Source organism: Paraburkholderia jirisanensis (genome assembly GCF_054782355.1).
Genome location: NZ_BAAGSQ010000033.1, coordinates 1315132 through 1333212, shown reverse-complemented (window position 1 = coordinate 1333212; position 18081 = coordinate 1315132). Strand labels below are relative to the sequence as shown.

Annotated in this window: 19 protein-coding genes; 9 read left to right on the top strand and 10 right to left on the bottom strand. The window is 61.9% G+C overall.

Translation table 11 applies throughout. The features are described 5' to 3' along the window. Nucleotides 1–52: 52 nt before the first annotated feature. Complete coding sequence (locus ACYVNQ_RS37995; protein WP_460911091.1) at nt 53–883, bottom strand: enoyl-CoA hydratase/isomerase family protein; 831 nt, start codon at nt 881–883, stop codon at nt 53–55. A gap of 339 nt (nt 884–1222) precedes the next feature. Here ACYVNQ_RS37995 and ACYVNQ_RS37990 point away from each other — a divergent pair, with 339 nt between their 5' ends. Together ACYVNQ_RS37990 and ACYVNQ_RS37985 are read left to right on the top strand one after the other, a co-directional pair. Further along, nucleotides 1223–2419: an MFS transporter gene (locus ACYVNQ_RS37990; RefSeq protein ID WP_460911089.1), complete on the top strand. Its 1197-nt coding sequence runs from the start codon at nt 1223–1225 to the stop codon at nt 2417–2419. 84 nt (nt 2420–2503) lie between these two features. Beyond that, nucleotides 2504–3235 (top strand): SDR family NAD(P)-dependent oxidoreductase, encoded by a 732-nt coding sequence (locus ACYVNQ_RS37985; RefSeq protein WP_460911086.1) that lies wholly within the window; start codon nt 2504–2506, stop codon nt 3233–3235. A 98-nt stretch (nt 3236–3333) separates the two neighbouring features. Here ACYVNQ_RS37985 and ACYVNQ_RS37980 read toward each other — a convergent pair whose 3' ends face one another. Continuing rightward, the gene (locus ACYVNQ_RS37980) at nt 3334–3786 is read right to left on the bottom strand and encodes a winged helix-turn-helix transcriptional regulator (protein WP_460911084.1); all 453 of its coding nucleotides are present in this window, start codon (nt 3784–3786) and stop codon (nt 3334–3336) included. A gap of 64 nt (nt 3787–3850) precedes the next feature. On the opposite strand from ACYVNQ_RS37980, the gene ACYVNQ_RS37975 reads away from it, so the two are divergent. Then, a complete protein-coding gene (locus ACYVNQ_RS37975) occupies nt 3851–4504 on the top strand; it encodes a polysaccharide deacetylase family protein (RefSeq protein ID WP_460911082.1) in 654 nt (217 codons plus the stop codon). Here the strand turns inward: ACYVNQ_RS37975 and ACYVNQ_RS37970 are convergent. Beyond that, nucleotides 4478–5458 (bottom strand): phosphotransferase family protein, encoded by a 981-nt coding sequence (locus ACYVNQ_RS37970; protein WP_460911080.1) that lies wholly within the window; start codon nt 5456–5458, stop codon nt 4478–4480. The two genes, ACYVNQ_RS37975 and ACYVNQ_RS37970, sit on opposite strands and share 27 nt — an antisense overlap. Before the next feature lie 20 nt (nt 5459–5478). On the opposite strand from ACYVNQ_RS37970, the gene ACYVNQ_RS37965 reads away from it, so the two are divergent. Next, nucleotides 5479–6168 (top strand): cephalosporin hydroxylase family protein, encoded by a 690-nt coding sequence (locus ACYVNQ_RS37965; protein WP_460911078.1) that lies wholly within the window; start codon nt 5479–5481, stop codon nt 6166–6168. Here the strand turns inward: ACYVNQ_RS37965 and ACYVNQ_RS37960 are convergent. Genes ACYVNQ_RS37960 through ACYVNQ_RS37940 form a run of 5 tightly spaced genes read right to left on the bottom strand, consistent with a single transcriptional unit; the run spans nt 6125 to nt 11016 of the window. Continuing rightward, nucleotides 6125–7330, bottom strand: coding sequence for a glycosyltransferase (locus tag ACYVNQ_RS37960; RefSeq protein WP_460911076.1), 1206 nt, complete (start codon nt 7328–7330; stop codon nt 6125–6127). The genes ACYVNQ_RS37965 and ACYVNQ_RS37960 overlap by 44 nt on opposite strands. A gap of 7 nt (nt 7331–7337) precedes the next feature. Further along, nucleotides 7338–8426: an asparagine synthase-related protein gene (locus ACYVNQ_RS37955; protein WP_460911074.1), complete on the bottom strand. Its 1089-nt coding sequence runs from the start codon at nt 8424–8426 to the stop codon at nt 7338–7340. Beyond that, nucleotides 8423–9295: a radical SAM protein gene (locus ACYVNQ_RS37950; RefSeq protein WP_460911072.1), complete on the bottom strand. Its 873-nt coding sequence runs from the start codon at nt 9293–9295 to the stop codon at nt 8423–8425. Before ACYVNQ_RS37950 ends, ACYVNQ_RS37955 begins: the two co-directional genes overlap by 4 nt. Next, a complete protein-coding gene (locus ACYVNQ_RS37945; protein ID WP_460911070.1) occupies nt 9292–10266 on the bottom strand; it encodes a phosphotransferase enzyme family protein in 975 nt (324 codons plus the stop codon). Before ACYVNQ_RS37945 ends, ACYVNQ_RS37950 begins: the two co-directional genes overlap by 4 nt. Further along, nucleotides 10267–11016, bottom strand: coding sequence for a class I SAM-dependent methyltransferase (locus ACYVNQ_RS37940; RefSeq protein WP_460911068.1), 750 nt, complete (start codon nt 11014–11016; stop codon nt 10267–10269). A 155-nt stretch (nt 11017–11171) separates the two neighbouring features. Here ACYVNQ_RS37940 and ACYVNQ_RS37935 point away from each other — a divergent pair, with 155 nt between their 5' ends. Beyond that, a complete protein-coding gene (locus ACYVNQ_RS37935) occupies nt 11172–11603 on the top strand; it encodes a hypothetical protein (RefSeq protein ID WP_460911066.1) in 432 nt (143 codons plus the stop codon). A 93-nt stretch (nt 11604–11696) separates the two neighbouring features. Continuing rightward, entirely contained in the window at nt 11697–12326 is a 630-nt protein-coding gene (locus ACYVNQ_RS37930; protein WP_460911064.1) for a glutathione S-transferase family protein, read from the top strand. A 52-nt stretch (nt 12327–12378) separates the two neighbouring features. Here ACYVNQ_RS37930 and ACYVNQ_RS37925 read toward each other — a convergent pair whose 3' ends face one another. Both ACYVNQ_RS37925 and ACYVNQ_RS37920 read right to left on the bottom strand, forming a co-directional pair. After that, nucleotides 12379–13086 (bottom strand): hypothetical protein, encoded by a 708-nt coding sequence (locus ACYVNQ_RS37925; protein WP_460911062.1) that lies wholly within the window; start codon nt 13084–13086, stop codon nt 12379–12381. 8 nt (nt 13087–13094) lie between these two features. Next, nucleotides 13095–14702 (bottom strand): NAD(P)/FAD-dependent oxidoreductase, encoded by a 1608-nt coding sequence (locus ACYVNQ_RS37920; protein WP_460911060.1) that lies wholly within the window; start codon nt 14700–14702, stop codon nt 13095–13097. 289 nt (nt 14703–14991) lie between these two features. On the opposite strand from ACYVNQ_RS37920, the gene ACYVNQ_RS37915 reads away from it, so the two are divergent. From ACYVNQ_RS37915 to ACYVNQ_RS37905, 3 genes are all read left to right on the top strand, one after another. Beyond that, on the top strand, nt 14992–15909 hold the full coding sequence (locus ACYVNQ_RS37915; RefSeq protein ID WP_460911058.1) for a sterol desaturase family protein: 918 nt from the start codon (nt 14992–14994) through the stop codon (nt 15907–15909). Between the two features lie 355 nt (nt 15910–16264). Beyond that, entirely contained in the window at nt 16265–16798 is a 534-nt protein-coding gene (locus tag ACYVNQ_RS37910) for a DUF2844 domain-containing protein (RefSeq protein WP_460911056.1), read from the top strand. Nucleotides 16799–16809: 11 nt separating this feature from the next. Continuing rightward, complete coding sequence (locus tag ACYVNQ_RS37905) at nt 16810–18033, top strand: DUF3443 family protein (RefSeq protein ID WP_460911054.1); 1224 nt, start codon at nt 16810–16812, stop codon at nt 18031–18033. The last annotated feature ends 48 nt before the right edge of the window (nt 18034–18081 follow it).

The window sequence follows — 18081 nt, the reverse complement described above, 5'->3', positions numbered from 1 at the left end:
GATGCCGTCACGACGACAGCGCCACCTTGCTGATCCGGAACCGTGACGCGGCTTAACGCGCCACGTGGCCCACGTGGTGGCCGAGGCGGCGCTCAAAGTCGCCATCCTGTTGCAAACCCTTCTCATACATCTTGCCGATCAACGCTTGCGTTTCCGGCCAGGACGTCGTGCCGATGAAGGCCTGATTCGACGACCAGCGGTCCGCTTCGGTCGGAACACCCGCGCGCGCGTTGACGAGCTTCTTGGCAAGCTCCAGCGCACGCTTTTCGAAGCTCGCGACGCGGCGTGCGAAATTGTCGACAAAGGCGTCCAATTCCGCATCAGGGATCGAGCGATTTACCCAACCGTACTTTTCGGCGGTATCGGCGTCGAAATCGTCGGCGCCGCAAATGATCTCCAGCGCGCGCGAGCGGCCAGCAAGTGCGGCAAGCCATTCTGTCGCGCCGCCGCCGGGGACCACAGCAACCCCGACCTCAACCTGCGCGAGTACGGCTTTTTCCTTCGACGCGAAACGCATGTCGCAGGCCAGCGCCAGTTCCGAGCCGTGGCCGCGGGCACGGCCGCGAAGCTTGGCCACGCTGACCACACGCGACTGCGCGAGGCGCGTGACGAACTTCGGCCATGCGCTGAATTCAGCGGCGCCCGGTTGTTCCGGGACGACTTCGCCGCGTTCGAGATCGTAGTGGGCCACGAAGTAGTCGGGGTTGGCGCTTTCGAACACGACGACCTTCAACTCGCGATCGGCTTCGATCTTATCCATCAGGACATTCAGCTCCGCGAACATTTCCGGATCGTACAGATTGATCGGCGGGTTCTCGATGATGATGCGCCAGTAGGCAGAGGTTTCCGCCTTGATCGTCAGTCGGTTTTGAGTGGAAGCCATGAGGTTCTCCAGGGATTCGGGTTGGGCAACGTCGGCGATGGATTCGCCAAATCTGGTCTCGTTATGAAACCGTGTGACAAGCTTAGCGATTTTGGTTTGTTAATGCAACCAGAGTGTCGATGCTACCAGATGGCTTGTGGCTGGGGTTTTTCGCTGAATTAGCAGGATTTTGCAATAGTCATGTTCGTTATTTACACTCAAAATTGTCCGAGAATATTGGTTGCATAACAAGACTAGAATGGCTACCATCACACTAGCATTTTCAAGTCGGGCTCGCGCGGAACCATCGATGCGGCGCTCGACATCGCTCCCCTATCGCAAGCGTCCAGGAAATTCGCAATGCCCATTCAACAGAAAGACCCAGGTCGTGCTTCGACCTATTCATGGCCCGGTGTGCTGGCTATCGCGCTCGGCGCGCTGTCGCTGGTCGTCACCGAGTTTTTGCCCGTCGGCTTGTTGCCGGGCATCTGTCGCGATCTAGGCGTAACCGAAGGAACAGCCGGCCTTGCCGTTACCGCGACCGCCATTCTTGGTTTCATCGCCGCACCGGTTACCGCCATTGCGATCGGCCGGGCCGATCGCAAGCGGGTCCTGCTCGGGCTCACCGCGCTGCTGATCATCTCCAGCGTGCTGTCATGGCAGGCAGAGAGCTTTGCCACTTTATTGATCGCGCGCGTCATCCTGGGCATCGGGGTCGGCGGGTTTTGGGCGATCTCGATTACTGCGGCGGCGAAGCTTGTCCCACCGGAAAAAGTGCATGCGGCTTCGTCAATCGTGTTCGCAGGCATATCGATCGGCTCGGTTATCGCAGTGCCGGCCGGTTCGTACATCAGTGCTCATGCTGACTGGCGCGACGGATTTATGGGTGCCAGCGTGCTCGCGATCGTTTGCTTCGCGTTGCAGCTTGTGTTTCTCCCGTCGCTCAACATGAAGCACGGTGTGAACGTGCGAGATTTCTTCGGTTTGCTGAAGGATCCCAAGGTTCGTGCAATCTTCCTGACTGTCATTTTTATTGTGGCCGGTCAATACGCGGGTTATACCTTCGTCACCCCCTATCTGGAACAGATCACGCACCTCGGTACCGCGGTCGTGAGCATTCTCCTGTTTGCCTACGGCGTTGCGACAGTCGTGGGAAACTTCGTAGGGGGCGCGTTCGCTGGCCGTAATTTGCACAACACCGTGGTCGCAACGGTCTGGATTTTCGTGCTGTCGCTGGCGGCTATCGCGGCGTTTGCCGCCAGCCCGTTGTTTGCCGGCCTGGCGTTGCTGGTGTGGGCGGTGTCGTGGGGAATGGCGCCGGTCGGCACCCAGCTGTGGTTGTACAACGCGACGCTGCATGCGCCCGAAGCCGCGCAAGCGATGAACACGAGCGTGTTTCAGTTGTCGATCGGGCTTGGCTCACTGGCAGGTGGTATCGCGGTTAACCATGCGGGGCTGCATAGCTCGATGTGGCTGGGGGCGCTGATTCTGGCCCTGGCGGTTCTGATGGTCTACATCGTCGGCCGTATGAACCGGCAGACTGTTATCGCAGCGTAATGCCCGTTTTGACAGATTGACGCCGTTCAAGCACGCCCTGTTGGGCGCGTTAACGTGAAAGGTAAAAGGCAAAAGGAGAGAAGCATGCAACCGACTGCAGTTGTAGTGGGCGTGGGATCGGAAGAGGGGTTAGGTGCCGCCGTGGCCCGCCGCTTCGCTCGCGGGGGCTTTCACGTCCTCGTGGGCGGTCGGACGATCGAGAAGCTCGAGCGGGTGGTCAAGAGTCTTGGCGAAGGCAATGGCACACCCGTTGTAGTGGATGCCACCCGCGAAGCGGATGTTCTGCGGCTGTTCCAGTTGGCGTCGTCGCCTGGCGCCGGGCGATCGCCCGCTAGCGTTGTCGTCTTCAATGCGGGGAATAACCAGCACATTCCGTTGCAACAGGTGTCGGCTGCGCAGTTCGAAGACTTTTGGCGTGTGGGCTGTTTCGGTGGGTTTCTGGTGGGCCGCGAGGCGGCAAACCTGCTGCTGCCCAAAGGCCAAGGTACGCTCATCTTTACCGGTGCTTCGGCCAGTCTGCGAGGCCGGCCAGGTTATGCGCATTTCGCTGCAGCGAAGGCCGGGCTTCGCATGATCAGCCAGAGCATGGCAAGAGAGTTTGGACCGCAAGGCCTGCATGTGGCGCACGTGGTGATCGATGGCGGCATCGATGGAACCCGGTTGAAGAACCTGCGTCCCGATGCGGTCGCCCAGCGAGGGCCGGATGGATTGCTGAACATCGACGCCATTGCGGAAACGTACTGGCAACTGCATCTGCAACATCCGACTGCGTGGACCCAGGAAATCGATCTGCGTCCATTCAAAGAGAGCTTCTGATGCGCGCCTGCCTGCTTGCGGGCGGGCTGTGCCTGCAGCGAGCCCTGCGCAACGACTTCGTGCCGCTCAGGCTCAGGTCATACGGTGATCGCCGGCATCTAGTTCATCGTGATCACGCGCGACACCAACACATCCTTCGGTTGTAGCAGGCGGCCGTCTTCCGAGCGCAATTCGAGTTTCTTGAGGGGGCGCTTCTTCCTGGCATCCAGCGGAAGCGAGCCCAGTTCTTTAGACTCGTAAAGATACTCGCCGCCCCATTGGCCAAGGGCCACGAGAACGGGCAAGAGTGCTTCGCCCTTTGCGGTCAGCGTGTATTCCTGGTATGCGCTGCCGTCGGACGCGGGCACGATTTCCATGATGCCCTGTTCGACCATCGACTTCAGGCGACCCGACAGGATATTCTTGGGGATGCCAAGACTGCGCTGGAACTCGCTGAACCGACCGACACCGGCGGTTGCGTCGCGGATGATGAGTAACGACCACCAGTCGCCGATCGAGTCGAGCGCCCTGGCAATCGCACAAAGATTTCCTTCGAAGCTTTTGCGTTTCATGACTGACTGCCTTTGCGTAACAGGTCTAGCATAGCACATGTGGTTTAATTATTGAACTGGTGGGGTGCAACTGCTGTGCGACGCGTTCGGAGGGAGTGTGTATCAATCAGCGCGATTAAGTTTCGACGACGGCCCCGGACCATCGACGCCTGCGCTGCTGGACGTATTGCGTATTGCTTCGTGCAGCGCGACGTTCTTCGTGGTGGGATGCAATCTCGCGCAGGCGCTGAATATCGCAACCCGGGCGATCCGCGAAGGACATGTACTCGGCAATCACACGTTCTCGCATGCGCGGCCGGGTGCGTTATCCGATGCGGCATTGATCGATGAAATCGGGCACACCGATGCGCTGATCCGCGAGGCTTACCGGCTTGCTGCCGTGGAGGAGCCGGATGTCATTCCGTTGAGGCTTCCATATGGTCTGGAGCCGCAGGATGTTCGGGGCGACGTCCTGACACATCTAAAGCGCAGCCATACTGGCTGGACGGCAATTTTCGACGATTGGCGCAGGCCGGCACCGCCGCCGCGAGAGCTGGCCGATGCCATGCGCCGACATATCGCGGCACAGACGGCACTCGGACACGACGCGCTGCTCTGCCTGCACGACAGCTCACGACACACGGATGCGCGGCCCGCAACAGTCGACGCTGTGCGGCTGCTCGTCAGCGATCCGGGCTGGCAAGACGGCCGATCAGACAATGGGCAGCGCTCTCGCTAGCAGCCGTCGCCAGCACGCAAGGAAGCCCATGCCGGCGCCGGGCATCCACAGGCCACGCTGCGCCGCTTCCAGATGGATCAGCGTCTGCTCCGCGCAGAATAGATCCACGAGGGCGTCGCGTTTCAGACGCATCAAACCGGCAACATCGTCGAGAGCTTGCATTGAATCGTAAGCGTGCAAGCCCATGTCCCAGAGTCGCACGTCGAATGTGAAGCGGTCTTCAACACTCGTATCGCGCGACAGTGCGAACAGTGCGAAGGCGGCTTCCAGCCATTGCGCGCCCTGTCCGACGTCATCGAAATCGAGCACCCCGTTCACCGTGCTATCGACGAACAGAAGATTGCCCGGGTGATAGTCGCCATGCAGCCAGCGCGCCTCGCCGTGCACCCACGCAGCCGCTGCGGTGAGCAGCATGCCGATGTGTTGCAGCAGCGGGTCGTAGTGCTCCAGAAGATACACAGGCAATGATGGCCTCGGCCGTCCGCAGACCCGCGCATAGCGCTCATTCAACCATCCGAGCGCATGCGAACCCGATCCGCTTGCCGGTAGCGTGTCCATTGCTGCATGCAGATGCGCGAGCGTCTGCATCGCGTCGACCATCGCCGACGCCGCATCGCCGGGCAGGCCGGGTGTGCCGTCGATGTGCTCGAACAGATGCAGCCAGCTTGCATCGTCGGCTTGAGCGTACGGCTGCTGCGCGTTCAATGTCGGTTGAAGGCGAGGGACGGCGGGCAGCGAAAGCGCCGCGCCGCGCAGATGATCCAGCATCGACGCTTCGCGTCGCACCTGTTCGGCCGTTTTACCGGGCCACGAAACGCGCAGCACCGACACACGCGTGCCGTAATCGACGCGATACGTTTTGTTAGTATGACCCGTCGATAGCGGCTGAATCCGCGTCGGCCGGATCTCCCAGTGCGTCATCAGCAGTCGTTCGAGTCTTTCCACGTCACTCATCGTTGCATCGATCATCGATCATGTCAGAGCGAATTTCGGCCCGCATGCGGGACATCAATATCGAATGGCTGACGCGTGCAGCCGAATTCGATCACCTGTTTCATACGCGCTGGCTGGGCGAGCGCTTCTTTCATCTGCCGGGCGACATGCTCGCGATCCAGGAACTGATCTGGCGTGTGCGTCCCGACTGCATCGTGCAAACCGGTATCGCGGCGGGCGGCGGCGTGGTGTTTACCGCCTCCATGCTGGAACTGACGACGAGCCACAGCCGCGTGGTCGCCATCGAACCGCGTCTGCGTGAAGACGTCAAGGCGCGCCTGCAATCGAACCGGCTCGCGCATCGAATGGTGCTGATCGAAGGCGAATCGTGCGCGGCCGAGACGCTGGCGTCGGTGCGCGCACAGATCGACGGCAGTGCATCGGTGATGGTGATTCTCGATCTGACGCATACACACGAACACGTGTTGCGCGAACTGGAATGCTACGCGGGATTCGCAAGCCTCGGCAGCTACGTGATCGTCATGGACACCATCATGGAATACCTGCCGGAGCGGATGTTCGACGGCAAGCCGTACGGGAGAGGCAACAATCCCGCGACTGCGGTGCGGGCCTTCCTCACCCGCGACGATCGCTTCGAAGCCGACGGCGACATCGAAGATCGCGTGCTCATGACCTTGTCGCCGGGCGGCTTCCTGAAGCGAGTTCGCTGATCAGGCGCGCCGATTCGGCCGATCCGTCGCGCCGGTAGCTCGCGGCGATCTGCGCAGCGCGCTCGCGTAGCGGGCCAGGGCGCAGCATCTCGTCGATTGCATCGGTGATGTCCTGCACTGACGCGGGCTCGAGATCCAGACGGCGTCCCGCACCCGCGCGCTCGACGAACCAGGCCGAATGGTACTGGTCGTTACAGAACGGCGACAGCAGCATCGGAACGCCGCATGCCAGCGCTTCCATCACCGAGTTGGCGCCACCGTGGTTGATGAACGCATGCGAGCGCCGCAGCAGCGCCAGTTGCGGCGCGTAGCGTACGGCAATGACGCGTTCGTCCGCAGACGGCAGCAGGTCGGTGTCGACCAGTTCTCCAACCGAAAGCACCAGTTGCGCCGATGTCGCGCGCGTCGCCTCGATTACTTTGGCGAACAGATGAGGCTGGTAGTAAAGCTGGCTCCCCAGCGACATATAGACCAGCGGCCGGCCGGCGTCGATGCGTTCCCACGGGAATGGCGGCTCGTCGCCACGCGGGCCGGCGGGCAGCGCGGGCCCGACCAGCTCGACGCGTTGCGGTGCTTCGCCAACCAGATCCTCGGTAGTGAAGGCGAGCGTCAGATGTGGCGAAAGAATGTCGCAGCCGCGAAAGCGCGCGTCGATGCCATAGCGCGCGAACAGCTGGTCGCGTTCCGGCGCGAGCCATCGCACGGTAGAGAGCAGATCCGAGTCGAGTTCATCCGGCAGCACCGGATTCAGCGAGTTCGACATGGCGACCCACGGCAATCCTTCCAGCTCGGCCGCGATCGCCGATGCGTAGAGCAGCGGATCGATCACGACGACGTCGGGCCGCCAGTCGCGCAACACCGCGCGGATGCCGTCGACCAGCGTGGGCGTGTGCTCGATCAGCAGCGTGTGAATCCAGCGGCGCAGCCACGCGGCATCGCGAATGTTCGACGCGAAACTCGCGCCGCGCGACAGATCATGGCGCTCGGGCGTTTCGCGCGGTCCTAGAAACGTGAAGGCGCCGGCGGCGTCGAGTTGCGCGCTGATGTCGGCTGGCGCATAAAAAGCGACTTCGAGATCGGCCGCCTGCAGATGCTGTGCGGGACCGATGCACGGATTGACGTGACCCTTCTCGGGCACGACGCAGAACAGGATACGTTTCATGGCCGGTTCAGATGGGGCGAGTGGCTGCGTTCAGATGATCTAGCGTCAAGGTCAAGGTTGTCCACAACACGCGTTCAGTGTCGGTTTGCAACGTGGGAGCGGGCAGGTTGACCGAAGCGGCGAGCGCGCCGAAGCGGTCGCGGTCGAGCCACTTGCCGAGCTCCATCGCAGGCGCGAGCCGGCCTCGCTTGGGGCCTCGCACCAGCCGGTCGGGCAGATTCAGGCGGGCGCCGATATCGCGCAGACACTGCTTGTACGGATCGGGCGGAAGGCGCATCAGATGCGCGACGACGGCGGGGTCCAGAAATGGCGGATACAGGCTCACCGACGCCGCGCCGAATAGCGCATTGCATAGCGGCAGATAGTTGGCTGACTGGTCGCGGCGCAGCACCTGGTCCGCGGCGTCGCCGGAAATGGCGAGTTCGATACCGTCCGCAGCCAGCGCCTGGGCCAGCAGCAGTTTTGCGACGGGGTGCAGATTGAACATCGGCTCTTCGACGATGCGTGTGGTTGCCGGCAATGCGGCCACAAAGTCATCCTCGCTCGCGCTGATGACTTTTACTTTGGCGTCCATCAGCGTCGCCAGTTCGAGCGCGGCGTCTTCCTCGCAATAGTCGGGGAGGCCGGTCGCCAGAATGTAGGACGTCACCTGTTGTTGCGCGCCGAGTTCGCGTAGCAGCGCGAGCAGCAGCGCGGAATCCAGTCCGCCGCTCAACGCGAGGGCCACACGTTTGCCGCTTTCTAGCGCACGCTGCAGCGAATCGCGTAGCAGAGTCTGCAGATCGCCGCGCGGCGGCTCGGCGAACGTGTCGCCGCATGCGCTGCGGGTTGCATCGCGGGTTGCATCGCGAATATCGAGGCCGAGCGGCGATTCGATCAGCGCGTAGCCGGGCGGAACAGCCAGCACGTCGCGCAACACGGTGCGTCCGGCGAGCCGCTCGCCACTCAGATAACCGGCGATCGCGGCCACGTCGGGTTCGCCTGCAGCAAGCCCGGATTTGCGCAGCAGCTGAAAAATGCCGGACGCCCACGTTCCGCTGCGCGGATGGTAGTGAAGGCGCTGGAAGCCAAACAGGTCTCGTGTGCCGACGATCATCGGTAGTGCGCCTTCAATGCATCCACTTCGATGCGCCGCAAGATCCGGTGCGGCGCCTGTGGCGCGCTGCCGCCATGGCAGTGCAGACAGGCTTCGAGTGGCGCTTCGCGTTGCAGATACGCGAGCAGCGCGTCGAGCATGCCGGCGTCGTCGTGCAATGGCAGACCGTCTGAGCGGAAGTCGAGATTGCCCTGATACAAGGTCTGAAAATGCGCCGGACGGGTGCACGTATAGAACATGCCGTCGCGAATCATATGGCACCGCTCGCGAATCCAGCAGTCGCGATAGATGCGTTGAGTCTCGGCGAGGTCGGTGGAGGGTTGCGCCCGGTTCATCGTCGAAAACGCATCCTGCACCTTCCAGTTCAGCCGCACATCGAAGCGCGCGGCCTGCGCTTCGATATACGCGATCAGATCGGGCGCGAGTTGCGGTTTCGGATAGCGCGAGATCGTCAGCGCATCGACGGCTTGCCAGAAATCGTCGGCCATGTCGGCGAGTTTCAGGCCGTTGGTCGTGACGGAAACGACCGGCGCGATGCCGGTTTCACGCACGGCGCGGATCACGTCGACGAGTTGCGGATGCAGCAGCGGTTCGCCGCCGACCAGCTTGAAGATGCCGGGATTGAGCACCTTGACGGCTTTGCGCAGATCGTCGGCAACCGAATCGGGCGTGGCGAACCACACCGGCAAGAGCGGCGATAGCGAACAGCATTCGGCGCACGTCAGATTGCAGTGATCGACGATATGCGCTTCCAGCGACCGCGTCTGCACGCGTCCAGCGGACACACGATAGTGGCGATCCATTGGCGGCGGAAAGACATGGGTTCGGCCGCCGGCTGGCGCCGTGCTTGAAGCAGCATTCGGGTTCATGGGCTTCCTGCGTCCAGACAACGGGAAAAGAAATCGATCAGGCGGCCGCGTGCGCCGAGCATCGTCGACACCATCTTTATCGCGCCATGCAGATGCGATGCGTGTTGCGGCTGCAAGACCCAGCGCTTGAGCGTGTGTTGCAGACAGGCGGCATCGACCGCCCACTCGATCCGTTCGCGCTGCAGCGGCCGCACCTGCAGATAGCCGCGCACGAAAGCCGCTGCCATATCGGGCGCTTCCAGCGGCAGATGATTGAGGCACCGCACGACTTCGAATTCGCGCGGCGCGCCGATCGACGCTTCCCAGTCGAGGATCACCGGCGGCAGCCTGCCGTCGAACAGATAGTTAAACTGGTTGTAGTCGTTGTGGATCGGGTGCTGCGGGTCGTCGGCGGGAAAGCTTCCGATCGCGCCGGGATAGTGTTCGTCGAACATGCGTCGGCACGCGTCGACATACGTGCGTACATGGGTGCTGTCGTTCGAAGAAGGGCGATCGTAAGCTTCCTGCGGGCTGCGGTGGATGTCGTCGGCATCGATCGCGGCGAGGCGCGCGTGGATCGTATCGAGCGCGGGCCAGCGCAATCGCTCGAGACTCAGATGCAACGCTGCGAGGCTGGCGCCGAGCGCGCGCCATTCGGCGGGCGTGAAGGTGTCGTAGCTGCGCAATTGGCCGGGTTCCCAGCGGGTCACCATCGCGTGAGCGTCGCAATGGGTCCATGCGGCTTCGCCTGCTGTGGTGCGTCGCAAGGTCTGAGCGCGAAAGCGCACATCGTTATGCGTCTCCAGATGCGCGAGCACGGCGGCTTCCTTGTGCGCTCTCGACGCTTGATCGGCGGTGTAGAGCTTCACCGCGACGCCGCCATCATCGGTTGGCAGATGCCAGACGCGCTCGCTGATTTGCCGCGCCGTTCCGCTTTGCGTGAGCGCGTACGACACACAGATCGCTTCGAAGGTCGCCGTTTGCCTGTTCATTCAGATCTGCTCGGCAGGACCGTAGCGATACGGATGACCGCTCACGAATGTGTTGTGGCCGACGTAGCGCAGCTTGTACATCGCCGGCCGGAACAGGACCGATGGTGCGTTGCTGGACAGCCCGAGCAGCGGATACAGATCGCGCCGCACGAAGAAGGCGTTGTTGCCCATGTCGTCGCAACACACGAGTTCGTAGCCTTTGCGCTTGCCCAGATGATGCAGCGATTCGAGACTGGCGCCGTAATAGGTCGAACCGTCCCATTCATGCTCCGGGTTGAAACACATGACCCAGCGCTCGGGCGGCGCGTAGTACGGGTTGTATTCGACGATCACGATACGTGGCTGGAACGCTTCGATGCCTTGCCAGACCCAGTAATCGTTGCCGTCGATATCGATCGACAGCAGATCGAACGCTGCGGGCACCCCTGCGTCGGCAAGCAACCTGTCCACATTGTCCGGCTGGACGCGTCGATGGCAAAGCTGAACGCGATCGGCACTGCCGTAGTTTTCCTTCAGCTTTCCGTAACGGTAATCGCTGGCTTCGACCAGCAGCCCCTGCCATCCGTGTTCGCGCAGCAGCAGCGCGGTATTGCTGTTGCGCAGACCATCGCTCGCGCCGATCTCGACGCAGAAGCAGTGGGTTGGCGCAATGCGCTCCATCAGCCGCGCCAGGATGCGCTCCTCGCTACCTTGAGCGTAGAGGCTTTGAGCGAGGCCGGACAGGTCGACGGGGACTGGGGCGTCCTGCATGACGGTTGTGCAGCAAAGCGGTGGATTGATCGGAAGGTAATGTACCTGAAATCCGGCACCGTCAAGAAATCGACGCGAGTGACGAATGACTGCCGCGGCCACGGGTATCATTTCCGTCGCCTTTATCGAGGACGCCGCTCAATCTGGAAGAGAACATGAAACGACTGCTTCTCGCTGCGCTCGCAGCCATCTGTTTCGCAACCTGCGTCTATGCGCAAAGCAACGATTCCGGCCCGCTCGTCACGCCCGCCGGCACACTGCAATTCGTGCGCGCCGACCGCGAGTTCGTGGGGATGCTCGACAACGCCGCCTTCGATCGCTTCGCTGCGAACACGCTCACGCATTTCGACGACGTCGGAAACACCAGCGATACCGTCACGCGCTCGCTCGTGCTGACCGATTCCGGCCCGGTGCTGTATGACTTTCGTCAGCGTCCGCCGCTCGTGCAGCGCTCGGGCAAGCGCATGGCGGTCAAGCGGGTGTTCTGGCAAGGCGACGAAGTCGTGATGCAAAGTCCACAAGGCTGGTTCCGCTTCAAACGCGGTGTGCTAACGCCGCTGCAATCGTCGACCACCACGTATCATTGATTCCGTGTGGAGCACTCGCGTACCCGTGCGGTGCTTTCATCGCCATTTCAATCGCTACTCCCGTCGAGTGGCAACCCAACTCAGGAAGCCAGAATGACCGTCAAAATCAAGCTTTGGGGGTTCAACGGATCGACCTATGTCCGGACCGTGCGCATGCTGCTCGCCGAGAAGCAGGTCACGGATTACGAGCAGGTTCCTATCAACGTTTTGAAGGGTGAGCCGCGCGAAGACGAGCATCGCGCGCGCCATCCGTTCGGCAAGGTGCCTGTCGTCGATGTGGACGGGTTCCGGATCATCGAGACAACGGCCATCATGCGCTATCTCGACACCGTGTTGCCCGGCCCGTCGCTCACGCCGGTAGAGCCGAAGGATCGGGCTCGAATGGACATGGTGACGAGCATCGTCGACTCTTATGGCTATGGCGCGCTATTGAATGTTGCCGGCTACTACCTGTTTCCGGATTTCATCGGCGGCCAGCACGACGACGCGCTCAAAGCCGCGCTGGAAAAGAGCCGTCTCGTGCTGAACGAGCTGATGCGTATCAAAGGCGATGCGCCGTATCTCGCAGGCAGCGGGTTGAGCATCGCCGATCTTTACCTGGCGCCTATCATGGCCTACGTCGCGCTTACGCCGCATTGGGATGAGATTGTGGCTTTGCCAGGTGTCGGCGCGTGGTGGGAGCGTGTGATCGCCCATCCATGCTTCCAGTCGACTGCTGCCTGATCGACATGCTCTCGGCATCGGGACGCTTGCTGACAGCAAACCGTTCGGCCGATTAGTCTGCCCGGCGCCAGCAGCCGGTACCCGGGCAGACAACGACCCGTTCGCCATTCAGCAGGACTTGCTCTTCATCCGGTTGCGAAGCGCCGGAAGGGGCGATGTCGAACGCAACCTGCAGCGCACGCGCAACCTGCGCATGTTCGATCGGCAGCTCCCAGGTCAGGAATATCTGCACGCAATCCTGGTCCGGCGTGAAGTCGGCCGCATCGAAGCCGCTGCTGCCGCGCCGAATGACTCCGTGAGGCTGGCCCGTGTCGAATATCACGGCCGTGCCGCGGCGCAGTGGAATACGACGGCCTGCCGCGGGGAAATGCACGTCCAGACCCCTGTCGTCGCTCAGAAACAGATTGCAAAAGGCCGCATCGCCGTATTGATTGCCGTCATGGTGATACCTCGCGCCGCGGCAGGCCATCAGCGCGACGTCACTGGCGGCTAGCACGTCGGGCAAGCCAAGCGCGCAGGTCCAGTCGGACATTGCCTGCACGCAGCGCGCGTAGTCGGGCCAGCGAGCCCGCGCCCGCGGTAGCGGCATGGCCTCGACGTCACCGGGCTCGAGCACCATGCGCGACGCGATTTCTCTTTCCCAATCGGCAAGCAGGCGTGCAGGGAGTACAGGCACGTCGACCATGCCTGATAGCACGATGTCGCTGACACCCCGACTGCGGAGGGTATCGCCGCTCGTCGGGAACCAGGAGGTCAGCACGCGGGCGCCTACGCCAGATTGAGCGCCAACGCTTGCGCCACTTCAATACCGTCGATCGCCGCCGAATAAATGCCGCCCGCATAACCCGCGCCTTCGCCGGCCGGATACAGGCCTTCGACGTTCATGCTCTGGTAGTTGTCCTTGCGTCGAACCCGGATCGGCGACGACGTGCGCGTCTCCACGCCGGTGAGCACGGCATCGTGCATCGCGAAGCCTGCGATCTTCCTGTCGATCTGCGGCAGCGCTTCACGGATTGCTTCGATCACGTAGTCCGGCAGTGCGGTGCTGAGATCGGTCGGGCGTACGCCCGGCTTGTACGACGGCACCACCGAGCCCAGCGACGTCGAAGGCCGGCCGGCAACGAAATCGCCGACCAGTTGCCCCGGCGCGTGATAATCGCCGCCGCCGAGCTCGAAGGCGCGCTCTTCCCATTTACGCTGGAACGCGATACCCGCGAGCGGGCCGCCGGGATAATCTTCCGGCGTGATGCCGACGACGATGCCCGCATTCGCATTGCGTTCGGCCCGCGAATACTGGCTCATGCCGTTGGTGACCACGCGGCCCACCTCGGAAGTCGCCGCGACCACCGTGCCGCCCGGGCACATGCAAAAGCTGTACACCGCCCGCCCGTTGCTGCAGTGATGGACCACCTTGTAGTCGGCCGCGCCCAGCTGCTTGTGGCCCGCAAACTCGCCGAAGCGCGCGCGATCGATCAGCCCCTGCGGGTGTTCGATACGAAAACCCAGCGAAAACGGCTTGGCCTCGATATACACACCGCGCTCGTGCAGCATCTGGAAGGTGTCGCGCGCGCTGTGGCCCACGGCCAGCACCACATGGTCGCAGCGCAGCGTTTCGCCATTCGAAAGCGTCAGCGAGCGCACCTTGCCGTCGACGATTTCGATGTCGTCGGCGCGGGTTTCGAAGCGGATTTCGCCGCCCAGTTCCTGAATCGTGGCGCGCATCTTTTCCACCATGCTGACAAGGCGGAACGTGCCGATGTGCGGCCGGCTCAGATAGAGAATGTCGTCCGGTGCGCCGGCCTTGACGAATTCGTCCAGCACCTTGCGGCCGTAATGGTTCGGATCCTTGATCTGGCTGTACAGCTTGCCGTCGGAAAACGTACCGGCTCCGCCTTCGCCGAACTGCACATTCGATTCGGGGTTGAGGACGGACTTGCGCCACAGGCCGAAGGTATCTTTGGTGCGCTCTCGCACGGCCTTGCCGCGTTCGAGAATGATCGGGCGAAAGCCCATCTGCGCAAGGATCAGCCCTGCGAACAGGCCGCACGGCCCCATGCCGATCACCACCGGGCGCAGCGAATTGCTGTGCTCGCCAGCCTTCGCGACGAAGCGATACGCCATGTCCGGCGTCACCCCGCAATGCGGCGTGCTGGCGAGCCGCTTGCGCGCGGCCGCTTCGTTCTTGACATCGACATCGACGATATAGGTCAGCTTGATGTCGGAGCGTTTGCGCGCGTCGTGTGCACGGCGGAACACGGTGTAACGGAGCAGCCCGTCTGCCGGCACGCCCAGATCGGCAAGGCGCGCGCGAATCGCGGCTTCGAGATCGCTTTCGGGGTGATCGAGGGGGAGCTTGACTTCGCTTAAACGTAGCATGAGTACCGGAACGCGGTAGCCACCGGAGGGTGGCGGTGTTGAACAGGCGGAGGCCGATCGACCAGGTCGAACGTCAGACAATCCCGAATTTTACAGGAACGCCTGGAACCCGGTGGCGAGCGGCCGGCGTGACATATCCCGACATAACTTCTGCCTCGCTTCCGGTCGCCCCGCTTTGTACAGTGCTGGCGTGGGACGTGATGACACGCGCACAGATCCAGATGGCGCGACGCAAGCATCCCGGCCCTTAACTTTCGGGATGACTATCGTGGTTCACTCACTCAAACTCATGCTCATTGTTTCGCTGACCCTGGTCAGCGTGTCGCTCGTCGAAGCACTCGTGCTCAGCTGGAGGAGCCGCCGCGGCCGCAGCGAGCCGTTCGACTGGAACGAGGCGTGGCTGTCGCTGGTCGACATGGTCGGGCGCCGGCTGCTCGCGCTGGTGCCGTACTCGCTCGCGGCGCCGGTTTTCGCATTCGTCTACCAGCACCGCCTTTTCACGATTTCCCTGCACAGCGTGCCGATGCTGTTTCTGTTGTTCATCGGCCAGGAGTTTTGCTACTACTGGTATCACCGCACGTCGCACCGGGTGCGCTTTTTCTGGGCGACGCATGCCGTGCATCATTCGCCGAACCAGTTGACGCTTTCCACTGCGTACCGGCTCGGCTGGACCTCGAAAATAACCGGCAGCGTGTTGTTCTTCCTGCCGCTCACCTGGCTGGGCGTGCGGCCCGAGGTGGTCTACATGACGCTGACCATCAACCTCTGGTATCAGTTCTGGCTGCATACCACGTGGATTCCGAAACTCGGCTGGTTCGAGTATGTGTTCAACACCCCTTCGGCGCATCGCGTGCATCACGCGTCGAATCTCGAATACCTCGATATGAACTACGGCGGCGTGCTGATCATTTTCGATCGTCTGTTCGGCACGTATCGCGAAGAACGCAGCGACTTGCCTTGCCGCTACGGGCTCGTCACGCCGACGCGCACGAGCAATCCGCTGAAGGTCGAGTTCGAGCATTGGGCGAGTCTCGTGCGCGATGTCGTGTGTGCGAAGAATGTGTGGACCGCAATCAATCACATCATCCGTCCGCCGGGCTGGTTGCCGGATGGCAATGGGGAAACCACCGAGGACATGATGCGCCGTGCCGGCCTGGCGCAAAGCGCGCAGCAGGCGGTGCCGCGGGACGTGCCGGTGAAAGCGTAGTCTTCGGCAGGCGAGTCTGGCAATGGCATCGCACAGTCGGGCCCGGGATCCGCGATCCCGGGCCCGACTGTGCTTTCAGCGATCATCCGGCGCACCGGTCTGGCGACCATCTTTTCCAGACAGTCAGCTACGGCGCAGCGGGATCGTAAGCAGGCGTTCAAGAAACGATAGCCGTATGCATTTTTAAAGCTTCGTTACTCACAAGTTAAAGACAATGGCGTGTCGTTTCAGCGGGGGAATTTCAATTCTAGTTAAGACTTGATTGATCGCCGATCTTTGAACGGGGTCTGGTTGTTATACGAACTATCCGCAGCTTTTAAGCGCGTAATAACCTGAACCTGATTCGAGAAAGGCCATGAAAACAGGCAAGAAAGCATTGGCAATGAAGGCCGTCGGACTGGCAGCCGCCATCAGCATTGGCTTTATCGCTAATACGGCGTTTGCGGCACTGGGCGGTTCGCCGTTGACCGGCGCCAATCCGCATGTCGCCTCCAGCGTGATGAAAGCTGCGGCGGTAGTGAAGGCATCGACCGCCTCGCAGATCACCGCGGCAAGCGCTCCGGCAAACGCATTGTATAGCGTCAATATCGTCACGCTGAATTCGGGCACCGTCGTGCACGAGTTCGTCGCCACCTCCAGCAATACGGTATTCGCGATCTCCTGGGGCGGTCCTCGGCTGCCGAGTTTCGCGGACATCCTCGGTAGCTATTCGGAACGCTATCTGAAGCCTTCGGGATCCGATTTGATCCGGGTAGGCGGTTTGAGACAACGAACCCTGAGTTCGTCGGATCTGGTGGTTCAGTCGTTTGGTCATGCTGGCCAGTTCAATGGCTGCGCCTATCTTCCGTCGGCCGTTCCGGCTGGTGTTTCTCTTTCCGAACTTCAATAATCGGGGACGACATGAAAAAGCTCTTCGGAATGCTCGCCTTTGTTCTGGTGCTCGCCGGGTGTGGCGGCGGCGGTGGGGGCGGTGTGGTTGGCGTGAGTAGCAAGGTGCCCAGCGCGAGCCAGGCGCCCAACACTGTCGATGTGACGGTGGATCAGACGTTCGGCTTTGTGAATGCGCCGTATGTCACGGTGACCGTCTGCGCGCCCGGTACCAACAACTGCGCCACGATTGACCATGTTCAGGTTGACACCGGTTCCGTGGGTTTGCGCCTGCTGCGCTCGGCGGTGCCGGCTTCGTTGGGCCTCGTCAACGAGAAGGATTCGGCGCAAGGCAACACCATGGCCGAATGTGTTGAATTCGGCTCCGGCGTAGCGTGGGGACCGGTTTCGACCGTCGACCTGAAGGTGGCCGGTGAATCGGCTTCGTCGTTGCCGGTTCAGATTGTCGACGACTCGTTTGCGTCGGTGCCTGCCGATTGTTCGAACGAAGGCCCCGATATCGCGGCGAAAGGCGCTGCATCGCTTGGCGGTAACGGTCTGATCGGGCTGGACGTGATCCGTCACGACTGCCAGACCTCGTGCCAGGATGCTGATGCATCGCTGTACTACGATTGCGCGGGCTCGAACTGTACGGGTGTCGCCGTGCCGCTCGCCGAGCAGGTGCCCAACCCGGTCACGAAGTTCGCGACCGACAACAACGGTATGACGCTGAGCTTTCCTGCCATTGCCGAAGGCGGTCAGAGCTCGGTGTCGGGCACGATGACGTTCGGCGTCAACACGCAGGGCAACAATATGCTGCCGTCCTCCGCGCAGCAGATGACAACCAGCGTGTTTGGCGAGGTGACCGCCAGTTTCAGCGGCGTGCCGATGCCGGGTTTCGTCGATTCGGGTTCGGGGGCGTACTTTTTCGTGGACCAGTTGATTGGTCAGTGTCCATCGAGCTTTTCGAATCAGCCATGGTTCTGTCCGCCCAACCCGGCGACGATCTCGGCGTCGCTGCAAAGCGATAGTGGGGTGACGCTCGGTGTTTCGTTCCCGTTGTTCAATGCGGTTTCTGAACTGAGTAACGGCGGTAACGCGGCGCATGCGGGTATCGGTCAGAACGTGGGCCTGTTCGGAGGGAGCGAAATGGATCTGGGGATGCCTTTTTTCTTCGGCAAGAGCATCACCTTCGGCATTCAGGGCAATGACGATTTCACCGCGGGCACCGCGCCGTTTTTTGCGATTCAGTCGTGATTCATGCGGTCCGCGTGGGGTCTGCGCGTGATGGCGGCGGCAGGGCGG

Bases quoted from the DNA above. Each gene is read 5' to 3' on its own strand.
- ACYVNQ_RS37965 (WP_460911078.1), top strand. From the start codon at position 5,479: ATGTCAGAGCGAATTTCGGCCCGCATGCGGGACATCAATATCGAATGG.
- ACYVNQ_RS37915 (WP_460911058.1), top strand. From the start codon at position 14,992: ATGCTCATTGTTTCGCTGACCCTGGTCAGCGTGTCGCTCGTCGAAGCA.
- ACYVNQ_RS37970 (WP_460911080.1), bottom strand. From the start codon at position 5,458: ATGAGTGACGTGGAAAGACTCGAACGACTGCTGATGACGCACTGGGAG.
- ACYVNQ_RS37990 (WP_460911089.1), top strand. From the start codon at position 1,223: ATGCCCATTCAACAGAAAGACCCAGGTCGTGCTTCGACCTATTCATGG.
- ACYVNQ_RS37945 (WP_460911070.1), bottom strand. From the start codon at position 10,266: ATGAACAGGCAAACGGCGACCTTCGAAGCGATCTGTGTGTCGTACGCG.
- ACYVNQ_RS37935 (WP_460911066.1), top strand. From the start codon at position 11,172: ATGAAACGACTGCTTCTCGCTGCGCTCGCAGCCATCTGTTTCGCAACC.
- ACYVNQ_RS37950 (WP_460911072.1), bottom strand. From the start codon at position 9,295: ATGAACCCGAATGCTGCTTCAAGCACGGCGCCAGCCGGCGGCCGAACC.
- ACYVNQ_RS37930 (WP_460911064.1), top strand. From the start codon at position 11,697: ATGACCGTCAAAATCAAGCTTTGGGGGTTCAACGGATCGACCTATGTC.
- ACYVNQ_RS37910 (WP_460911056.1), top strand. From the start codon at position 16,265: ATGAAAACAGGCAAGAAAGCATTGGCAATGAAGGCCGTCGGACTGGCA.
- ACYVNQ_RS37920 (WP_460911060.1), bottom strand. From the start codon at position 14,702: ATGCTACGTTTAAGCGAAGTCAAGCTCCCCCTCGATCACCCCGAAAGC.
- ACYVNQ_RS37980 (WP_460911084.1), bottom strand. From the start codon at position 3,786: ATGAAACGCAAAAGCTTCGAAGGAAATCTTTGTGCGATTGCCAGGGCG.
- ACYVNQ_RS37905 (WP_460911054.1), top strand. From the start codon at position 16,810: ATGAAAAAGCTCTTCGGAATGCTCGCCTTTGTTCTGGTGCTCGCCGGG.
- ACYVNQ_RS37955 (WP_460911074.1), bottom strand. From the start codon at position 8,426: ATGATCGTCGGCACACGAGACCTGTTTGGCTTCCAGCGCCTTCACTAC.
- ACYVNQ_RS37960 (WP_460911076.1), bottom strand. From the start codon at position 7,330: ATGAAACGTATCCTGTTCTGCGTCGTGCCCGAGAAGGGTCACGTCAAT.
- ACYVNQ_RS37985 (WP_460911086.1), top strand. From the start codon at position 2,504: ATGCAACCGACTGCAGTTGTAGTGGGCGTGGGATCGGAAGAGGGGTTA.
- ACYVNQ_RS37995 (WP_460911091.1), bottom strand. From the start codon at position 883: ATGGCTTCCACTCAAAACCGACTGACGATCAAGGCGGAAACCTCTGCC.
- ACYVNQ_RS37940 (WP_460911068.1), bottom strand. From the start codon at position 11,016: ATGCAGGACGCCCCAGTCCCCGTCGACCTGTCCGGCCTCGCTCAAAGC.